This is a genomic window from Paraliomyxa miuraensis (assembly GCF_026337845.1).
Classification (GTDB): domain Bacteria; phylum Myxococcota_A; class Polyangia; order Nannocystales; family Nannocystaceae; genus Paraliomyxa; species Paraliomyxa miuraensis.
On sequence record NZ_JAOVZF010000159.1, the window covers coordinates 14,697 to 31,272 of the forward strand.

At 68.9% G+C, this 16,576-nt stretch carries 12 protein-coding genes; all 12 read left to right on the forward strand.

The genetic code is table 11. The features are described 5' to 3' along the window. Positions 1 to 165 precede the first annotated feature (165 nt). The 12 genes from fadD5 (at position 166) to roxB (ending at position 16,569) form a co-directional block, all read left to right on the forward strand. Entirely contained in the window at positions 166 to 1,743 is a 1,578-nt protein-coding gene (gene fadD5, locus OEB96_RS31385; protein ID WP_266220495.1) for a fatty-acid--CoA ligase FadD5, read from the forward strand. Between the two features lie 177 nt (positions 1,744 to 1,920). Beyond that, positions 1,921 to 2,544, forward strand: a complete 624-nt coding sequence (locus tag OEB96_RS31390; protein ID WP_266220496.1) for a TetR/AcrR family transcriptional regulator — start codon at positions 1,921 to 1,923, stop codon at positions 2,542 to 2,544. A 27-nt stretch (positions 2,545 to 2,571) separates the two neighbouring features. Next, complete coding sequence (locus OEB96_RS31395; protein WP_266220497.1) at positions 2,572 to 4,128, forward strand: c-type cytochrome; 1,557 nt, start codon at positions 2,572 to 2,574, stop codon at positions 4,126 to 4,128. A 209-nt stretch (positions 4,129 to 4,337) separates the two neighbouring features. After that, positions 4,338 to 5,525 carry an acyl-CoA dehydrogenase family protein gene (locus tag OEB96_RS31400; RefSeq protein ID WP_266220498.1) on the forward strand — a complete coding sequence of 396 codons (1,188 nt, stop codon included), beginning with the start codon at positions 4,338 to 4,340 and terminating at the stop codon, positions 5,523 to 5,525. Positions 5,526 to 5,532: 7 nt separating this feature from the next. Further along, positions 5,533 to 6,792 (forward strand): acyl-CoA dehydrogenase family protein, encoded by a 1,260-nt coding sequence (locus tag OEB96_RS31405; RefSeq protein ID WP_266220499.1) that lies wholly within the window; start codon positions 5,533 to 5,535, stop codon positions 6,790 to 6,792. Positions 6,793 to 6,798: 6 nt separating this feature from the next. Then, positions 6,799 to 7,995 (forward strand): acyl-CoA dehydrogenase family protein, encoded by a 1,197-nt coding sequence (locus OEB96_RS31410; RefSeq protein ID WP_266220500.1) that lies wholly within the window; start codon positions 6,799 to 6,801, stop codon positions 7,993 to 7,995. Continuing rightward, a complete protein-coding gene (locus OEB96_RS31415; protein ID WP_266220501.1) occupies positions 7,992 to 9,086 on the forward strand; it encodes an NAD(P)-dependent alcohol dehydrogenase in 1,095 nt (364 codons plus the stop codon). The genes OEB96_RS31410 and OEB96_RS31415 overlap by 4 nt, the downstream gene beginning before the upstream one ends. Continuing rightward, positions 9,083 to 9,610, forward strand: coding sequence for a DUF4334 domain-containing protein (locus OEB96_RS31420; RefSeq protein WP_266220502.1), 528 nt, complete (start codon positions 9,083 to 9,085; stop codon positions 9,608 to 9,610). Before OEB96_RS31415 ends, OEB96_RS31420 begins: the two co-directional genes overlap by 4 nt. 120 nt (positions 9,611 to 9,730) lie before the next feature. Further along, the gene (locus OEB96_RS31425) at positions 9,731 to 10,942 is read left to right on the forward strand and encodes an acetyl-CoA C-acetyltransferase (protein WP_266220503.1); all 1,212 of its coding nucleotides are present in this window, start codon (positions 9,731 to 9,733) and stop codon (positions 10,940 to 10,942) included. Positions 10,943 to 10,987: 45 nt separating this feature from the next. Then, on the forward strand, positions 10,988 to 13,159 hold the full coding sequence (locus tag OEB96_RS31430) for a 3-hydroxyacyl-CoA dehydrogenase NAD-binding domain-containing protein (protein ID WP_266220504.1): 2,172 nt from the start codon (positions 10,988 to 10,990) through the stop codon (positions 13,157 to 13,159). Between the two features lie 25 nt (positions 13,160 to 13,184). Beyond that, entirely contained in the window at positions 13,185 to 14,012 is an 828-nt protein-coding gene (locus tag OEB96_RS31435) for an SDR family oxidoreductase (RefSeq protein WP_266220505.1), read from the forward strand. Positions 14,013 to 14,334: 322 nt separating this feature from the next. Beyond that, entirely contained in the window at positions 14,335 to 16,569 is a 2,235-nt protein-coding gene (gene roxB, locus OEB96_RS31440) for a rubber dioxygenase RoxB (protein ID WP_266220506.1), read from the forward strand. Positions 16,570 to 16,576 lie beyond the last annotated feature (7 nt).

Below are 16,576 nucleotides of genomic sequence, written 5' to 3' on the forward strand. Positions count from 1 at the left end.
TCACCGGGCATTTACCGGAAAGCCTCGCGCTCCCGCCCCAAATTGACTTGCTTGCTGCCAACAAGTTGTATTAAAAAAGGATCGGTAAAAGGACCAAGGGGAATCGGAAAAACCTGGCAATCGACCAGGCCGGCTCCCCCAATGCTCCCCGAGAGTGACGCGACCATGTCCACCGAGCAGCGAATCATCCCCGCCGCCCAGCGCCGCAACCATTGGATGAACCAGATCGCCGGCCACGCGGCCATGCGACCCGAGGCCACCGCGTTTCGGCACCGCGGCGTCACGACGACCTGGAAGCAGGCTCACGAGCGGATCACCGCGTTCGCGGCGGCCCTCGAGCGACGGGGCGTGGGGTTCGGGGACCGGGTGCTCATGCTGGTCCTCAACCGCACCGAGGTGATCGAGGCCGTGATGGGCATCAACACCCTCGGAGCGATGGCCGTGCCGATCAACGTGCGCCTGGCCCCGCCCGAGATCGCCTACATCGTCGACGACGCCGACGCCGACGTCCTCATCGTCGACGAGCCGCTCGTCCCATTCGTCGCGGCCATTCGTCAGGCCACCGATCGGCTGAAGCGGGTCATCGTGCTCGGGACCGCGCCGGAGGGGTCATCGGGGATGGAAGCGTTCGACGCGCTCGTGGCCGAGGACCCGGGGCAGTGGCAGGCGCCCGACGTCCCCGAGAGCACGCCGGCCCTCATCATGTACACGTCGGGCACCACGGGTCGACCCAAGGGCGCGATGCTCGACCACATCAACATGGGGGCGCAGGCCATCACCTGCATTCGCGCGAACGAGATCTTCAAGGAGGACGACGTCGCGTTCATGACCGCCCCCCTGTTCCACATCGCCGGGCTGGGATCCATCGCGCCCAACTTCATGCTGGGGATCCCCACGGTGATCCACCCGCTGGTGGGCTTCGACGCCGGGGTGCTCCTCGACGCCTACGAGCGGGAGGGGGCCACCATCGTGTTCAACGTACCCGCCCAGTGGCAGGCGATCTGCGCCCACCCCGACGCCAGGGAGAAGGGCCGCAGGCTGCGGATCATCAGCTGGGGAGCGGCGCCCGCCTCGGAGACCCTCTTGCGACAGATGGAAGAGACCTTTCCCGGCGCCCTGAACGTCGCGGTCTTCGGGCAGACCGAGATGTCGCCGATCACCTGCGTGCTGCGGGGTCAGGACTCCCTGCGCAAGCTCGGCTCGGTCGGCCTGCCGATCCCCACGATCCAGGTGCGCATCGTCGACGACGAAATGAACGACGTCCCTCGCGGGCAGGTCGGCGAGATCATCTATCGCGGCCCGACCCTCATGCAGGGGTACTGGCGCAAGCCCAAGGAGACGGCCGAGGCCTTCGAAGGCGGGTGGTTCCACTCGGGCGACCTCGTCCGCCAGGACGACGAGGGCTACGTGTGGGTGGTCGATCGCAAGAAGGACATGATCATCTCGGGCGGCGAGAACGTGTACTGCGCCGAGGTCGAGAACGCCATCGCCTCCCATCCCGACGTGCTCGACGTCGCCGTCTACGGGCGTCCCGACGACAAGTGGGGCGAGGTCCCGGTGGCGGCGGTGGTGCTGGTCGCGGGGTCGAAGCTCGACACCGATGCGCTGCGGACGTTCCTCGGCGATCGCCTCGCCCGCTTCAAGCAGCCCAAGGCCATGGTCGTGATGGACGCGCTCCCCCGCAACGCCGGCGGCAAGGTCACCAAGCACGTCCTGCGAGCGCGCGATCCGGCGGTGAGCTGACCCGAGGAGCCACTACGGGCACCCCACGATTCGCCCACGAACGCCATGAATTCTCCACCCTCCCTCCGAATTGGCTTGACGACGCCCGGCGGTCCAAATAACTTACTTGTCATCAACAAGTAAAAACGGAAGACAGTCGGTGACCAGAAGCAGCGATTTCGAGGAATGCTCGGGTAGATGACGGCGGAGGCAAAACGAAGGACCCAGGAGGAGCGCACGGCCTTGTCCGAGCAGCTGATGACCGAAGCGGCAGTGAGCTTGTTGGTGGAGCGGGGCATCGCCAGCACCACCCTGGCCGCCATCGGCGAGCGCTCGGGCTACTCGCGGGGACTGGTCACCCATCGCTTCGGGTCGAAGGCCGGGCTGCTCGCCCACGTGCACGACAGCGTGGCCGCCGAGTGGGTGAACCGCGTCAACACGCTGGTGGGGCGAGCCACCGGGGTCACCGCGCTGCAGCGCGTGGTCGATGCGCTCTACCAGTTCATCGTCGACGAGCCCGAAGAGCTGCGTGCGATGTACTTGCTGCGCTACTCCAGCATCGATCCGGGGGCCGAGTTTCGGGCCAACGTGGCCAAGGTCAACCGGGCGCACGTGCGGGCGCTCGCGCGGTGGATCGAGGAGGGCAAGACCCACGGCGAGATCCTGCCGATGGTCGATGCCCGCATCGCCGCCGAGCTGTTCGCCAGCGTCGTGGACGGTCTGCTGTATCGCTGGGCCGTCGATCCAGAGATTCCCGTGAGTGAGCTCTACGAGCTGATTCGTGCTCACCTCGGATATGCACTACGGGTGCCCTCCCCCTGAGGGAGGGGAAGCGGCGGGAGGTATCGTATGAACTCGAAGACAATGCGAGCGGGGCGCTTCTTCTTGATCGGAATGCTGGGCGGCTGTGGTGGCGATGCCACCGGCGTCGGGAGCGGTGGCTCCACCGAAGCGGGCACCGACGGCAGCAGCAGCGGCGACGTCACCTTGACCACCGGGATCACGGCCGACTCGACGGGCTCGGAACCGGCCGACTCGAGCAGCGGCGAGCCGCCCGTTCCCACGGCCTGCGGCCAGGGCTTCCCGATCGCCGCGACCGAGCAGGTCCCGGGAGATGCCGACGCCGGCTACTACGCGCTGCTCAACGAGGGCTACGTGACCTGCGGGATCCCGGTGGGACTGTTCCCCATCGCCCAGCCGCTCCTGGGTGCGTTCGCCCAGGGTGATCCCCTGCCGGGCCGCGAGGGTGCCAACGCATGGGTGCCCTACAACTGGACCGTGCACACCGCGGCCAGCGGGGCCGAGATCGTGTCGCTCAATTGCCTCGAGTGCCACGCCGGCGAGTTCAACGGCGAGCTCATCCTCGGCCTTGGCAAGGCCGACGCCGACTACACCGAGGACATCGCCGGGTTCATGGCCGACATCCCGATCCCGGGCATCCCGCTGCCGGGCCTCGAGGAGATGACCCGGATGGCGCAGCGCTATCAGGCGATCGGCGACTACACCCGCATGTACACGGTGGGCACCAACTCGGCCGACAGCCTGGCCGCGGTGCTCTCCGCCCATCGCAACGCCGACACCCTGGAGTGGTACGACGAGCCGCAGATTCCTCCCCCCGATGTCGTCCTGCCGGTCGACACCCCGCCGTGGTGGCACACCAAGAAGAAGACCGGGTTGTTCTGGAACGGCATGTCGCGCGGCGATCACCGCTCCACGATGATCTACGCCAGCGCGCTGTGCACCGACTCGGTGCCCGAGGCCGAGGCCATCCTCTCGTACTTCAACAACATCAGGGCCTACATCGAGTCGATCGAGGCGCCGAGCTACCCGTTCCAGATCGACGAGGAGCTCGCGGCACAGGGGCAGGGGATCTTCGAGAGCGACTGCTCGTGCTGTCACGGTACCTACTCGGCGGATCCCAGCGCCGAGACCTATCCCAACCTGTTGCTGCCGGTCGACGTGATCGGCACCGATCCGCTCCTGGCGGTCGAGGCCGACGCGCGGCCGTTCAAGGACTGGTTCAACGACTCCTGGTACGGCGACATCGGACAGCTCACCACCGGAGAGCCGACGCCGGGCTACGTGGCGCCGCCGCTCGATGGCATCTGGGCCTCGGCCCCGTACTTCCACAACGCCTCGGTGCCCACGCTCGAACTGGTGCTCGACAGCACCGCGCGCCCGCAGTACTGGAAGCGCGAGGACTACGACAGCACCAACTTCGACGAGGACGCGGGCGGGTGGCCGTGGATCGAGCTGCCCTACGGCCAGGACGGAGCGCCCGCCGACGAGCGCAAGCACGTCTACGACACCTCCATCGTCGGCCACTGGAACACGGGCCACACGTTCGGCGACCACCTCGATGCGGACGAGCGACGCGCCGTGATCGAGTACCTCAAGACGCTCTGAGGGGCCCACGGGAGGGCCCACGGGAGGGCCCACGAGAGGGCCCGAGGGCACACGGCGCCCCCGGCTCCCGGGCATCTCCGTCCTTCGGGGCCCGTCACTGGGCCCAGCATTCGGCCAGCCAGCGCCGAATGATGCTCGAACAAGAAACTTGTTGGCAACCAGCAAATTCATGAGGCATGAATGAGCAGGCCAAGAGGGCACCGGATCCCATGACCCCGCGAACCATCTTCGAGCCCGAGCACGAGCTGTTCCGCGACTCGGTAAGGAAGTTCTTCCGCGCCGAGGTCTCGCCCCAGGTGGAGCGCTGGCGCTCGCAGGGCGTGGTCGATCGCGAGACGTTCCTCGCCGCGGGACGGCAGGGCTACCTGCTGATGTGGGCGCCCGAGGAGCTCGGCGGCATGGGCATCACCGACATGCGCTACGAGCAGATCCTGCAGGAGGAGAACTACCTGCACGGTGACCCTGGCCTGTGCCTCACCCTGCACTCGCGCGTGGTGGCCCCGTACATCGGCCACCATGGGACCGACGAGCAGAAGCAGCGCTGGCTCCCCGCGGCGGCGGCCGGCGAGGCGATCCTGGCGGTGGCGATGTCCGAGCCCGCGGCCGGCTCGGATCTGGCGGGCATGCAGACCCATGCCGAGGAGCGCGGTGATCACTGGGTGCTCCACGGCTCCAAGACGTACATCTCCAACGGGCTGCTCGCCGACTTGGTGATCGTGGCCGCGCGCACGAGCCCCGACTCGCGGCATGCCATGGGCCTGTTCGTGGTGGAGGCGGGCATGGCGGGGTTCGAGCGCGGGCGCAAGCTCGTCAAGATGGGCCTCGATGCTCAGGACACCGCCGAGATGTTCTTCGATCAGGTCGCGGTGCCCAAGGCCAACGTGCTGGGCGATCCCACGCAGGGGTTTCGCTACCTCGCCCAGGCGCTCGCGGTCGAGCGCCTGCAGATCGCGATCGGAGCCATCGCGCACGCCCAGGTGGCGTTCGAGCTCACGCTCTCGTTCGTCAAGGAGCGCCGGGCCTTCGGTCGGCCGGTGGGGACGTTCCAGAACCCGCGCTTTCGCCTGGCTCGCATGCGCGCCGAGATCGACGCGACGCAGGCCTACGTGGACCACTGCGTGATGCTGGCCAATGCCGGTACGCTCACGGCCGAGGTGGCCAGCGCGGCCAAGATGCTGGCCACCGAGCTCGAGGGGCGTGTCATCGACGATTGTCTGCAGCTCCACGGCGGCGCGGGCTACATGGAGGAGTACCGCATCTGTCGCATGTATCGCGATGCTCGAGTCACGCGGATCTTCGGAGGCACCAACGAGATCATGGCCGAGATCATCGGCCGTCACTTGGGTCTGGACGAGCGCAAGTTGGGGCTGGACGGGCGCAAGTCGAGGGAGGGATAGTAGGGCGATGGATGGTGGAACCTCGAACGTCGACCGCGCGTCCACACGCGACGCGGCACGGGAGACCACGGAACAGGAGACCTTTCGCGCGTGGTGCCGGGCGTGGTTGCGCGAGCACATGCCGGCGCGGCCGAGCTTCCACCTGCCGCAGGGGCCGCTCGAGATCTCCACGGAGGCCCAGCTCGAGTACCTGTGCGCATGGCAGAAGTCGGCGTACCAGGCGGGGCTGGTGGGCTGCGACTACCCCCGCGAGTATGGCGGCCGGGGCCGACGCGATTGCCAGCGCATCGCCAACGAGGAGCTGCAGACGGCCGGTGCTCCGTTCCTGCCCAACCTGGTGGGTCTGGGCATGGCGGGTCCCACCATCTTGCACCACGGCACCCAGGCGCAGAAGGAGAGGCTCTTGCCGCCCCTGCTGTCCGGCGACGAGATCTGGTGCCAGGGGTTCAGCGAGCCCGGGGCGGGCTCCGACCTCGCCAACGTGCAGGCGTATGCCGAGCGCCGCGGTGACCAGTGGGTCATCAACGGGCACAAGGTATGGACCACCCTCGCGCACTTCGCCACGTGGATGATCCTGCTGTGCCGGACCGACAAGGCCGACAAGTACCGCGGGCTCACCTACTTTGCGGTGCCGATCAAGGCCGCGGTGGGCAAGGGCGTCGAGGTTCGCCCGCTGGTGAAGATGACCGGTGAGGCCGGGTTCAACGAGGTGCTGTTCGAGGATCTCGTGGTGGGCGACGACTGCCGGCTCGACGAAGTGGGCCGGGGGTGGGCGGTCGCCATGACCACCCTGATGCACGAGCGCGGGGCGGGTACCCTGGTCACGCCCTCGTCGGGAAGCTCGGGCGGCGACGAGCTGGGGCCCGATGGGCTCGTCGAGCTGGCATGGCGCAGCCGCCGAGGGGGGCGACCGGCGGCCGAGGACCCGCTGGTCCGCGACGGGATCGTGCGGCTGCTGATGCGCCGTCGCGCGTTCGAGCAGTCGCGGCGACGGGCCTCGGTGCCCGCCTTGGTCGATCATCCGCAGCGGCTTCCCTTGCAGCACAAGCTGGTGCTGTCCGAGATGCTGCAGGACACGGCGCGCCTGGCCTGCGAGATCGAGGGCATGGGCAGCACGCTCGTTCGCACCGACGAGCACGCGCCGGCCGAGGGTCGCTGGCCGCTGGCCTACATGAACTCCTACGGCTTCACCATCGCGGCGGGCTCCAACGAGATCCAGCGCAACATCTTGGGCGAGCGGGTGCTCGGCCTGCCCAAGACCAAGTAGGCAGCGATGACCACGACCCAGCCCACGACCCAGCCCCGAGACTTCGGCTTTGGCGAGGAGGCGCAGCTGCTGCGCGATGCGGCGCGACGTCTGCTGCTCGAGCGCTGCCCCCCCGAGCGGCTCCACCGGCTGGTGGCGGCCGACGAGAGCCCGGCACGCGCCACGGAGTGCGTGTGGGATCCCGAGCTGTGGAGCCAGATGGTGGAGCTCGGCTGGACCGCGGTGGCGGTACCCGAGGAGGCGGGAGGCTTCGGCATGTCGCTGGCCGCGATCGCGGGGCTCTGCGAGGAGCTGGGGCGGGCGGCCGTCCCGTCGCCGCTCATCGGTACCCTGTGCGCCACCCATGTGCTGGCGGCGTGCCAGACCGAGGCCGCGCGCCTGCAGATGCGGCGCATCGCCGAGGGGGCGGCGCTGAGCGTGGCCCTCACCGATCGCTTCGGCTCGTGGGACTTCATGCAGACCGAGGTCGAGGCGGTGGGCTCGGGGCCGGTGCTGCTGCGGGGCACCGCGTGGTTCGTGCAGGACGCTCGCAAGGTCGATGCGTTCGTGGTCAAGGCGCGCGTTCCGGGTGGTGGGGTGGGCCTCTACGTCGTGGATGCCGATGCGCCGGGGGTGACGGTGGTGCCCGATGCGATCGTGGATCTGACCCGCGATCAGGCCCACGTGGAGCTGCGCGACGTGGAGGTCTCGGCCGACCGCGTCGTGGGGCTCATGACCACGCCCGAGCAAGTGGCGCGGGTGCTGGGACGGGCCGAGGCCGCGATGCTGGTGCTGGTGGCCGCCGACATGGTCGGCGCGGCCGAGTGGCAGCTCCAGACCACGGCCGCCTACGCCCGCGAGCGGGTCCAATTCGATCGCCCCATCGGGTTCTTCCAGGCGGTCAAGCACCCGCTGGTCGACATGATGGTGATGATCGACGAGGCGCGCTCGCTGCTCTACGACGCGGCGTGCACGTTCGACCAGGATCCAGAGGCAGCGGAGGTCCCGGCGCGCATGGCCAAGGCCGCCGCCAGCGATGCGGCGTCGTACTGCTCGAGCCGCTCGGTGCAGCTCCACGGGGGCATCGGGTTCACCTGGGAGTGCTTCGTGCAGCTCTACTTCAAGCGGCAGAAGCACAACGAGGTGCTGCTGGGCGATGGCTCTCACCAGCGAGCCAAGCTCGCGGACGTGCTCATCGGGCCCATTCGCGAGGGTGAGGCATGAAGATCGTGGCCGCCGTCGCGCGCGCGGGCCAGCCGTTCTCGCTCGAGGAGTGCGAGCTCGGCCCGCCCGGACCCGGCGAGATCCAGATCGCGGTCGAGGCGTGCGGGATCTGTCAGACCGATCTCTCCGCCAAGGATCACGGCTACGGCACGCCGCTGCCGGCGGTGCTCGGTCACGAGGGCGTGGGTCGGGTCGAGGCGCTGGGCGACGGGGTCCTTGGCCTCGCCAAGGGCGATCGCGTGGTCATGAGCTTTGGTGCGTGCGGGCGCTGCGGCAGCTGCCGCGACCACCATCCGGCCTACTGTCGGCATGCGGTGGGCTACAACGTGCTCGGGCGCCGCGAGGATGGAAGCTCGCCGCTGACGCTGCGAGGCGAGCCGATCACCGGGCACTTCTTCGGGCAGTCGTCGTTCGCCACCCACACGGTCGCTCGCGCCACCAGCGTGGTGCGGGTGCCCGACGACCTGCCGGCCCGGCTGCTGGCGCCGCTTGGCTGCGGGGTCCAGACGGGGGTGGGGGCGGTGGCCGACGTGCTGGCGGCGGGACCCGAGCATGGCCTTTGCGTGCTCGGCTGCGGCACGGTGGGGCTGTCGGCCGTGATGGCGGCCAAGCGGGCCGGGTGCGCGCGCATCGTGGCGGTGGACCTGCGACCCGAGCGGCTCGAGCGAGCGCTGGCGCTGGGGGCCACGCACGCGATCGACAACGGTCGGCAGGAGCTGTCGACCGCGCTGCGCGAGCTGTCACTCGGCCTCGCGCTCGACGTGACCGGCCAGCCCGAGGTGATCGAGGCGACCCTCGCCGCGCTGCGCCCTCGTGGCACGCTGGTGCTGGCCGGCCTCAGCCCGCGCGGGGCCCGACTCTCCCTCGATCCCAACCGGCTGATGGCCAGCGGTCGCACGGTGCGGGGCACGGTGGAGGGCGATGCCGACCCGAAGGTCGCGATCCCGCGGCTGCTGCAGTGGCACCGGCGGGGGCAGCTCCCGCTCGAGGCCATCGTGACCCCTTATCCCTTCGAGCGGATCAACGAGGCCGTCGAAGACATGCGTACGGGCACCACCGTCAAGCCCGTGCTGATGATGCCATCACCATGACCCACCCCGAGCCCTCACTCGTGGCCCCGCCCGGGGACTCACCCGGGGACCCACCCGGGGACCCAGTGGCCCGATTCCAGGCGCTGGCCGATCGCGCCGATCCGATCGCGGTCGACGAGCTGTTCGCGTTCTACGATCAGCTCGCGCCCGTCGACACCGCCTTCATGCTCGGCGAGTGGACCGGTGACGTGCTCCGCACCGGGCACCCCGGCGAGGCCCAGCTCGGGGCGCTGGGCTGGGTCGGCAAGTCGTTCCACCACGAGGACGACGTCGATCCCATCGTGACGCGCAGCCGCGAGGGAGAGCGACGCGCCGATCCGGTGATGGGCAAGGCCTCGCTGCGGGTGGTGCTCTACCGCGGCACCTCCACCGCGACCATGGTCTACGACAAGCACCCCATCTTCGATCACTTTCGCCGGGTTCACGACGATCTGGTCCTGGGTGTGATGGAGCGCAAGGGCCAGGAGCGGCCGTTGTTCTTCTACCTGCAGCGGCTCGTGTCTCGCTCGTCCTCACCTGCATGACCCGGGCGCCTTCATCATCCACGCTCGAGCTCCACGAACTGACACCTCCATGAACACGCTCGAGGGCTCGGCTCGCGCACGAGCGGGACGGCCCTCGACCCAGGCAGGACACCAACGACGATGTCAACGAGTGCCTTCATCTACGACGCAATGCGGACCCCTCGGGGCAAGAACAAGGGCGGTGCGCTGCACGGCATCAAGCCGATCGATCTGGTGGTCGGCTTGCTGCACCAGCTCGAACCACGCAACCCGGGGCTCGAGCTCGGTCGCATCGACGACATCGTGCTCGGGGTCGTGTCGCCGGTCGGGGAGCAAGGCGGTGACATCGCCCGGATCGCCGCGCTGGTGGCCGGGCTGCCCGAGACCGTCGCCGGGGTGCAGATCAACCGCTTTTGTGCCTCGGGGCTCGAGGCGGTCAACATGGCGGCGGCCAAGGTCGCATGCGGCTCGGACGACTGGGTGGTCGCGGGCGGCGTGGAGTCGATGTCGCGGGTGCCGATCGGCTCCGACGGCGGGGCCTACGCCCAGGACCCGATGACCGCCTACGACACCTACTTCGTGCCTCAGGGCATCGGGGCCGATCTCATCGCGACCATGGAGGGCTTCTCCCGCACCGACGTGGACGCGTTCGCGGTCGCGTCGCAGCAGCGGGCCGAGCAGGCGTGGAAGGGCGGCCTCTTCGCGCGCTCGATCGTGCCGGTGGAGGACATGAACGGCCTGGTGGTGCTCGCGGACGACGAGCACCGACGGCCGGACTCCACGGTGGAGTCGCTCGGGCGCCTGTCGGCCTCGTTCGTCAAGATGGGCGAGCTGGGGGGCTTCGATGCGGTCGCGCTGCAGAAGTACCACGGGGTCGAGCGCATCGAGCACGTGCACACGGCGGCCAACTCCTCGGGCATCGTGGACGGCGCGGCGCTGGTGCTCGTGGGGAGCGAGGCCGCCGGCAAGGCGGCGGGGCTGCGGCCGCGGGCGCGCATCGTGTCGATGGCGGTGACGGGCAGCGAGCCCACCATCATGCTCACCGGCCCGACGCCCGCGACCCGCAAGGCGCTGGACCGCGCGGGCCTCACGATCGACGACATCGATCTGTTCGAGCTCAACGAGGCGTTTGCCTCGGTGGTGATGAAGTGGATGCGCGACCTCGACGTTCCGCACGACAAGGTCAACGTCAACGGAGGCGCCATCGCCATGGGGCACCCGCTCGGGGCCACCGGAGCCATGATCCTGGGCACGCTGCTCGACGAGCTCGAGCGCCGCGAGCTCCGCTATGGGCTGGCCACGCTGTGCGTGGGAGCCGGCATGGGCATTGCCACCATCATCGAGCGCGTGTGAGCCGCTCGAAACACCCAACGACCTACGAAGAGACGAGGAGCGACGATGACCACCAAGGCCTCTGCGATCCACTGGCAACGCGATCAAGACGGCGTCGTGATCCTGACGATCGACGACCCGAGCGCGAGCGTCAACACCATGAACCTGGCCTACACCGAGGCGATGGGCGCCGCCGTCGATCGGCTGGTGGCCGAGCGCGACACCGTCAAGGGGGTCGTGCTCGCCAGCGCCAAGAAGAGCTTCTTTGCCGGCGGTGACCTCGAGCTGCTGCGCCGGGTGACGCCCGACAACGTGGCCGAGCACCAGGCCCACATCGAGCGGGTCAAGAGCGACCTGCGGCGGCTCGAGACGCTCGGCCTGCCGGTGGTGGCCGCGATCAACGGTACGGCACTGGGCGGCGGCCTCGAGGTCGCGCTGGCGGCCCACCACCGCATCGTGGCCAACGTCGAGGGGACCGAGCTGGGGCTGCCCGAGGTGACGCTGGGGCTGTTGCCCGGCGGCGGCGGCATCACCCGCACGGTGCGGATGCTGGGGCTGCAAAAGGCGCTCACCCAGGTGATCCTGACGGGCACGAAGTACAAGCCCGCCGATGCGCTCGCGGTGGGCCTGGTAGACGAGGTGGTGGACTCGGTGGACGAGCTGCTGCCGCGGGCCAAGGCCTGGATCGCGGCGCACCCCGAGTCCGTGCAGCCGTGGGACGTGAAGGGCTCTCGCATTCCCGGGGGCTCCGCTGCGAGCCCGGGCGTGGCCACCGTGCTGCCGGCGATGGTCGCCAACGTCCGCAAGCAGGTCCGGGGGGCACCGATGCCCGCGCCCAGGGCCGCGCTCGCGGCCGCGGTGGAGGGCTCGAGCCTCGACTTCGACACCGCCTCGGTGGTGGAGACGCGCTACCTGGTGAGCCTGACCACCGGCAAGGTGGCCAAGAACATGATCAGCGCGATGTTCTTCGACATGCAGGACATCCGCTCGGGCAAGAGCCGCCCGGCCGGCTTCGATCGCTACCAGGCGCGCAAGCTGGGGGTCATCGGGGCGGGCATGATGGGGGCCGGCATCGCCTACGTCGCCGCCAAGGCCGGGATCGAGGTCGTGCTCGAGGACGTGTCGATCGAGGCGGCGCGCCGCGGCAAGGCCTACTCCGAGAAGATCGAGCGCAAGGCGCTCGAGCGCGGCAAGACCACCAAGGAGGCCTCCGAGGCGCTCCTGGCCCGCATCCACCCCACCGCCGACCCGGCCGACTTCGAGGGGGTCGACTTCGTGGTGGAGGCCGTGTTCGAGAACGTCGAGCTCAAGCAGCAGGTGTTCCAGCAGATCCAGCACATCGTGAGCCCCACGGCGGTGCTCGGATCGAACACCTCGACCCTGCCGATCCGCGTGCTGTCGGAAGGGGTCGAGCGGCCGGGTGACTTCATCGGCATCCACTTCTTCTCGCCCGTCGACAAGATGCGCCTGGTCGAGATCGTGCGCGGCACCAACACCTCCGACGAGGTGCTCGCCAAGGTCTTCGACTTCGTGCTGCAGATCCGCAAGACGCCGATCGTGGTCAACGACGCGCGCGGCTTCTTCACGTCGCGGGTGATCGGGTGCTTCACGGCCGAGGCGGTGGCCGCGGTGGGGGAGGGCATCGAGCCGTCCACCATCGAGCAGGCGGCGCTCCAGGCCGGGTATCCGACCGGGGCGCTGCAGCTGCTCGACGAGCTGACCCTCACCCTGACCCAGAAGATCCAGCGCGAGAACAAGCGCGCGGTCGAGCTCGAGGGCAGGACATGGGAGGCCCACCCCTGCGAGGCGGTGTTCGATCGTCTGATCGACGCGCTCGGTCGCAAGGGCCGCTCGACCGGCGGGGGCTTCTACGACTACGACGAGTCGGGGCGGCGCACGGGGCTGTGGCCGGGCCTGCGCGAGGCGTTCGGCTCGGGCTCGCGCCGGATCCCGCTCGTCGACATGCAGGAGCGCATGCTGTTCGCCGAGGCGATCGACACGGTGCGCTGCCTCGACGACGGCGTCCTGACCTCGACCGCCGACGCCAACGTCGGCTCGATCATCGGCATTGGCTTCCCGGCCTGGACGGGAGGCGTGCTGCGCTACATCGACCAGTACGAGGGGGGTCTGCGTGGCTTCGTGGCCCGCGCCCGCGAGCTGGCCGCGGCCTACGGTCCCCACTTCACGCCCCCGCCGTCGCTCGTGGCCAAGGCCGAGGCCGGCGAGACCTACTGCTGACCCCGGCCCCAATTGGTGGTGATCCATGGCTGGCACCCAGCTCGCGAACAAGACCCTGTTCATCACCGGCGCCAGCCGGGGCATCGGCAAGGCCATCGCGCTACGGGCCGCGCGCGACGGCGCGAGCGTCGTCGTGGCGGCCAAGACCGCCGAGCCGCACCCCAAGCTCCCCGGCACCATCTTCACCGCGGCCGAGGAGATCGAGGCGGCCGGCGGCAGGGCGCTCCCCCTCGTGGTCGACGTGCGCCACGAGGACGAGGTCCAGGGAGCGGTGGCCAAGGCCGTCGAGCACTTCGGTGGCATCGACGTCCTGATCAACAATGCATCGGCGATCAGTCTGGGCGGCACGCTGGCCACGTCCATGAAGCGCTACGACCTGATGCACCAGATCAACGCGCGCGGGACGTACCTGTGCTCGCAGGCCTGCCTGCCGCACCTGCTGCGGGCCGAGAACCCGCACGTGCTCAACCTGGCACCGCCGCTCTCCATGGACGCGAAGTGGTTTCGCGACCACGTCGCCTACACCATGGCCAAGTACGGCATGAGCATGTGCGTGCTGGGCATGGCCGAGGAGTTTCGCGGCAAGGTGGCCTTCAATGCGCTGTGGCCCCGCACCATGATCGCGACCGCGGCGATCTCCATGCTCGGCGGCGATCCCATGACGAGGCGATCGCGAACGGTGGAGATCATGGCCGATGCCGCCCACGCGATCCTGGTGCGGCCACACGCCGAGTGCACGGGCAACTTCTTCGTCGACGAGGACGTGCTGCGCGAGGAGGGCGTGACCGACCTGGCGGGCTACGCGGTCGATCCCTCGCAGGAGCTGCTCCTCGACTCCTTCCTCGAGCCCTGAACGCGGCTGCGCGGTCGCGGCCCTGAACACGGTCGCGACGTGAACGCGGTCGCGTCACCGATCACGGCCGCTGGCGGTCCCGGCAAGCGGGCCTGAACGAGCCGAGATTCCGCGTCGGCATCGGACCGCCGTGCCCTCTCGGGTCGCGGCGCTCGTCTCGAGGTCCGACTATGAACGCCGTTCAAGCCCCGATATTGACTCGTTAACAACGTTCTTTAAACCGCGTGATTTTTGGCTTGCCACCCGGTGAATGATTCACATAACTTGCTTGTTGCCAGCAAGTTTCTGGCATCCGGGAGAGCCCCGGGGGGAGCGAGCTCACATGGTGCAGGTTCAACGATCGTCGTCCTTTGCTTCGCTGTTGTTGCTGATGCCGGTGGCATGCAGTCCGGGGCCATCCGAGGTGACCTCCGATACGGCCACCGACACGGATGCGTCCGATACGGGCTCGATCACCTTCGGCCCCGCCGACAGCACCGGGTCCGGCTCCGACACCGAGGCCGACACCGAGGCCGCCGACGAGACCGGGACCGGGGGCGAGGAGGAGGAGCCCTTCTACTGCGGCGACGTCGAGGGCTACGACTCGGTCTCCGATCCCGAGCCCAGCCAGGTGCTGTGGAGCAGCCGCGGCGGCTGGGCGCTGTGGGACTACTGCCTGTGCCGACCGGATGACACGGTGCTGCCTCAGGACCCGCGCTCGATGGTGCAGCCCGGGGTCTCCGATGGCCGAGCGGTGGCGTACAACACGTTCTGGAAGGACTGCCACGTCGACCCCGAAGCGGTCGGTGAGGCGGGACCGCCGACGACCTGCGGCGAGCTGCGCGAGCGGATCGAGGCGGGCGCAAAGCTGATGACCCCCGGTGAGGTGGGCGCGGGCGCCATGTTCTCGGGCACGGAGCCCGTCAGCATCTCGGCCGGGTTCGGCATCGCCACGTTCCCGGCGAGCGCCTACAACAGCATGTGGCTGAGCTGGGGGCTCCCGTTCCGACCGGCCAACTTCGACGAGCTGGTGTCCGAGCGCTACGGGGCGCCGTTCGGTCCCACCCACAACCCGTATCCGCTTCCGGGCGAGGATCCGAACCTGACCAACGGCGGCTCGGGCCAGCTTCCCTACTTCTTCACCCAGATGCGCGAGCCCGACGGAGCCTGGACGGGCACCATCGGCATGAGCTGCCACGGCTGCCACAGCGGTGCGATCACCGGTGTCGACGCCCCCGGGTTCATGCTGGGGAGCGGCAGCCCGCTCGCCGACCACAACCTGTTCCTGCGCGACATGCTGCCGCTGGGCTATCTCGCATCCGTGGCGGTCATCGCCAACCTCAACCGCATTCGCGGAGCGAACAACGCCAGCGACATCAACCTCGCGTTCTTCTTCCCCGAGGCGGGCTATGGCTACGACATCGAGACGTTCCTGGGGCTGCTCAACTCGGGATCGACCGCCGGCATGAACACGCCGGCGTGGTGGAACATGGGGCACCGCGCGCTCAAGTTCGTCGATGGCGTGTTCCCCATGGACTCGCCGCGCATCGACATGGTGTTCTTCACGCCCTTCTTCGGCCTGTTCGGTGGCCTCCTGGGTCCGATCAGCGAGGAGGGTCAGGACTGGATGCGCGAGCACGGTCCACCGGCCAACGACTGGGTCTCGATCCTCAAGTCTCCCGAGTACCCCTACGAGATCGACGAGGAGCTCGCCATGCAGGGGGCGCAGATGTTCCACACCCTGGATCTGTGGGCGCCCGAGCGCGACAACCCGGTGCGCGATCCCGAGGCGGGCAATGGATCCTGCGCGTCGTGCCACGGGGCCTACTCACCCCTCTACTTCAACGACCCGTCGTTCGTGGCCTCGCCACGGATGGAGGGCGTGGCCAGCTACATCACGCCGATCGATGTGATCGGGACCGATCCGGTGCGGCTCGAGACCAACAACGAGGCCGTGCAGCAGGCCGGCTCCTCGAGCTTCTTCGGCTACCCCCAGACCTACGGGACCGATCAGGACTGCGGGCCGCAGAACCGCGAGGATCTGGCGGGCGACCGCGAGCCCGGCTACCTCGCGCCTCCGCTGTTCGGGGTCTGGGCGACCGCGCCGTACTTCCACAACGGGTCGGTGCCCAACCTCTGGGAGGTGCTAAAGCCCGACGATCGCAAGCGCATCTGGGAGCGCCGCTCGACCCCATCGCCGGCCGGTCAGGAGAACATGGTGATGGGCTTCGACATCGACCTCGAGCGTGCCTTCGACAAGGAGCACATCGGCTGGATCTACGACGAGATCGCGTGCGAGGTCTCGCCCCCGTGGGAGCCCAACCCGAGCCCGTACCTCGAGTGCGATCCATCCGGCAACGGGGATCCGCTGCTGCAGATCCTGCTCGCGGAGCTGTTCGACAACATCGTCCTCGCGTGGAACATCCTGTACCTGCCTCCGCTGACCAAGAACCAGATGGAGGAGCGCAAGGTCTTCAATACCCATATGTACGGACAGGGCAACGAGGGCCACGAGTTCACTGCGGTGCTGACCGATTGGGAGCGCGCGGCCCTCATCGAGTACCTCAAGACGCTATAGCCGTAGT

Coding starts and splice junctions, on each gene's coding strand:
- fadD5 (WP_266220495.1), top strand. CDS start 166: ATGTCCACCGAGCAGCGAATCATCCCCGCCGCCCAGCGCCGCAACCAT.
- OEB96_RS31390 (WP_266220496.1), top strand. CDS start 1,921: ATGACGGCGGAGGCAAAACGAAGGACCCAGGAGGAGCGCACGGCCTTG.
- OEB96_RS31395 (WP_266220497.1), top strand. CDS start 2,572: ATGAACTCGAAGACAATGCGAGCGGGGCGCTTCTTCTTGATCGGAATG.
- OEB96_RS31400 (WP_266220498.1), top strand. CDS start 4,338: ATGACCCCGCGAACCATCTTCGAGCCCGAGCACGAGCTGTTCCGCGAC.
- OEB96_RS31405 (WP_266220499.1), top strand. CDS start 5,533: ATGGATGGTGGAACCTCGAACGTCGACCGCGCGTCCACACGCGACGCG.
- OEB96_RS31410 (WP_266220500.1), top strand. CDS start 6,799: ATGACCACGACCCAGCCCACGACCCAGCCCCGAGACTTCGGCTTTGGC.
- OEB96_RS31415 (WP_266220501.1), top strand. CDS start 7,992: ATGAAGATCGTGGCCGCCGTCGCGCGCGCGGGCCAGCCGTTCTCGCTC.
- OEB96_RS31420 (WP_266220502.1), top strand. CDS start 9,083: ATGACCCACCCCGAGCCCTCACTCGTGGCCCCGCCCGGGGACTCACCC.
- OEB96_RS31425 (WP_266220503.1), top strand. CDS start 9,731: ATGTCAACGAGTGCCTTCATCTACGACGCAATGCGGACCCCTCGGGGC.
- OEB96_RS31430 (WP_266220504.1), top strand. CDS start 10,988: ATGACCACCAAGGCCTCTGCGATCCACTGGCAACGCGATCAAGACGGC.
- OEB96_RS31435 (WP_266220505.1), top strand. CDS start 13,185: ATGGCTGGCACCCAGCTCGCGAACAAGACCCTGTTCATCACCGGCGCC.
- roxB (WP_266220506.1), top strand. CDS start 14,335: ATGGTGCAGGTTCAACGATCGTCGTCCTTTGCTTCGCTGTTGTTGCTG.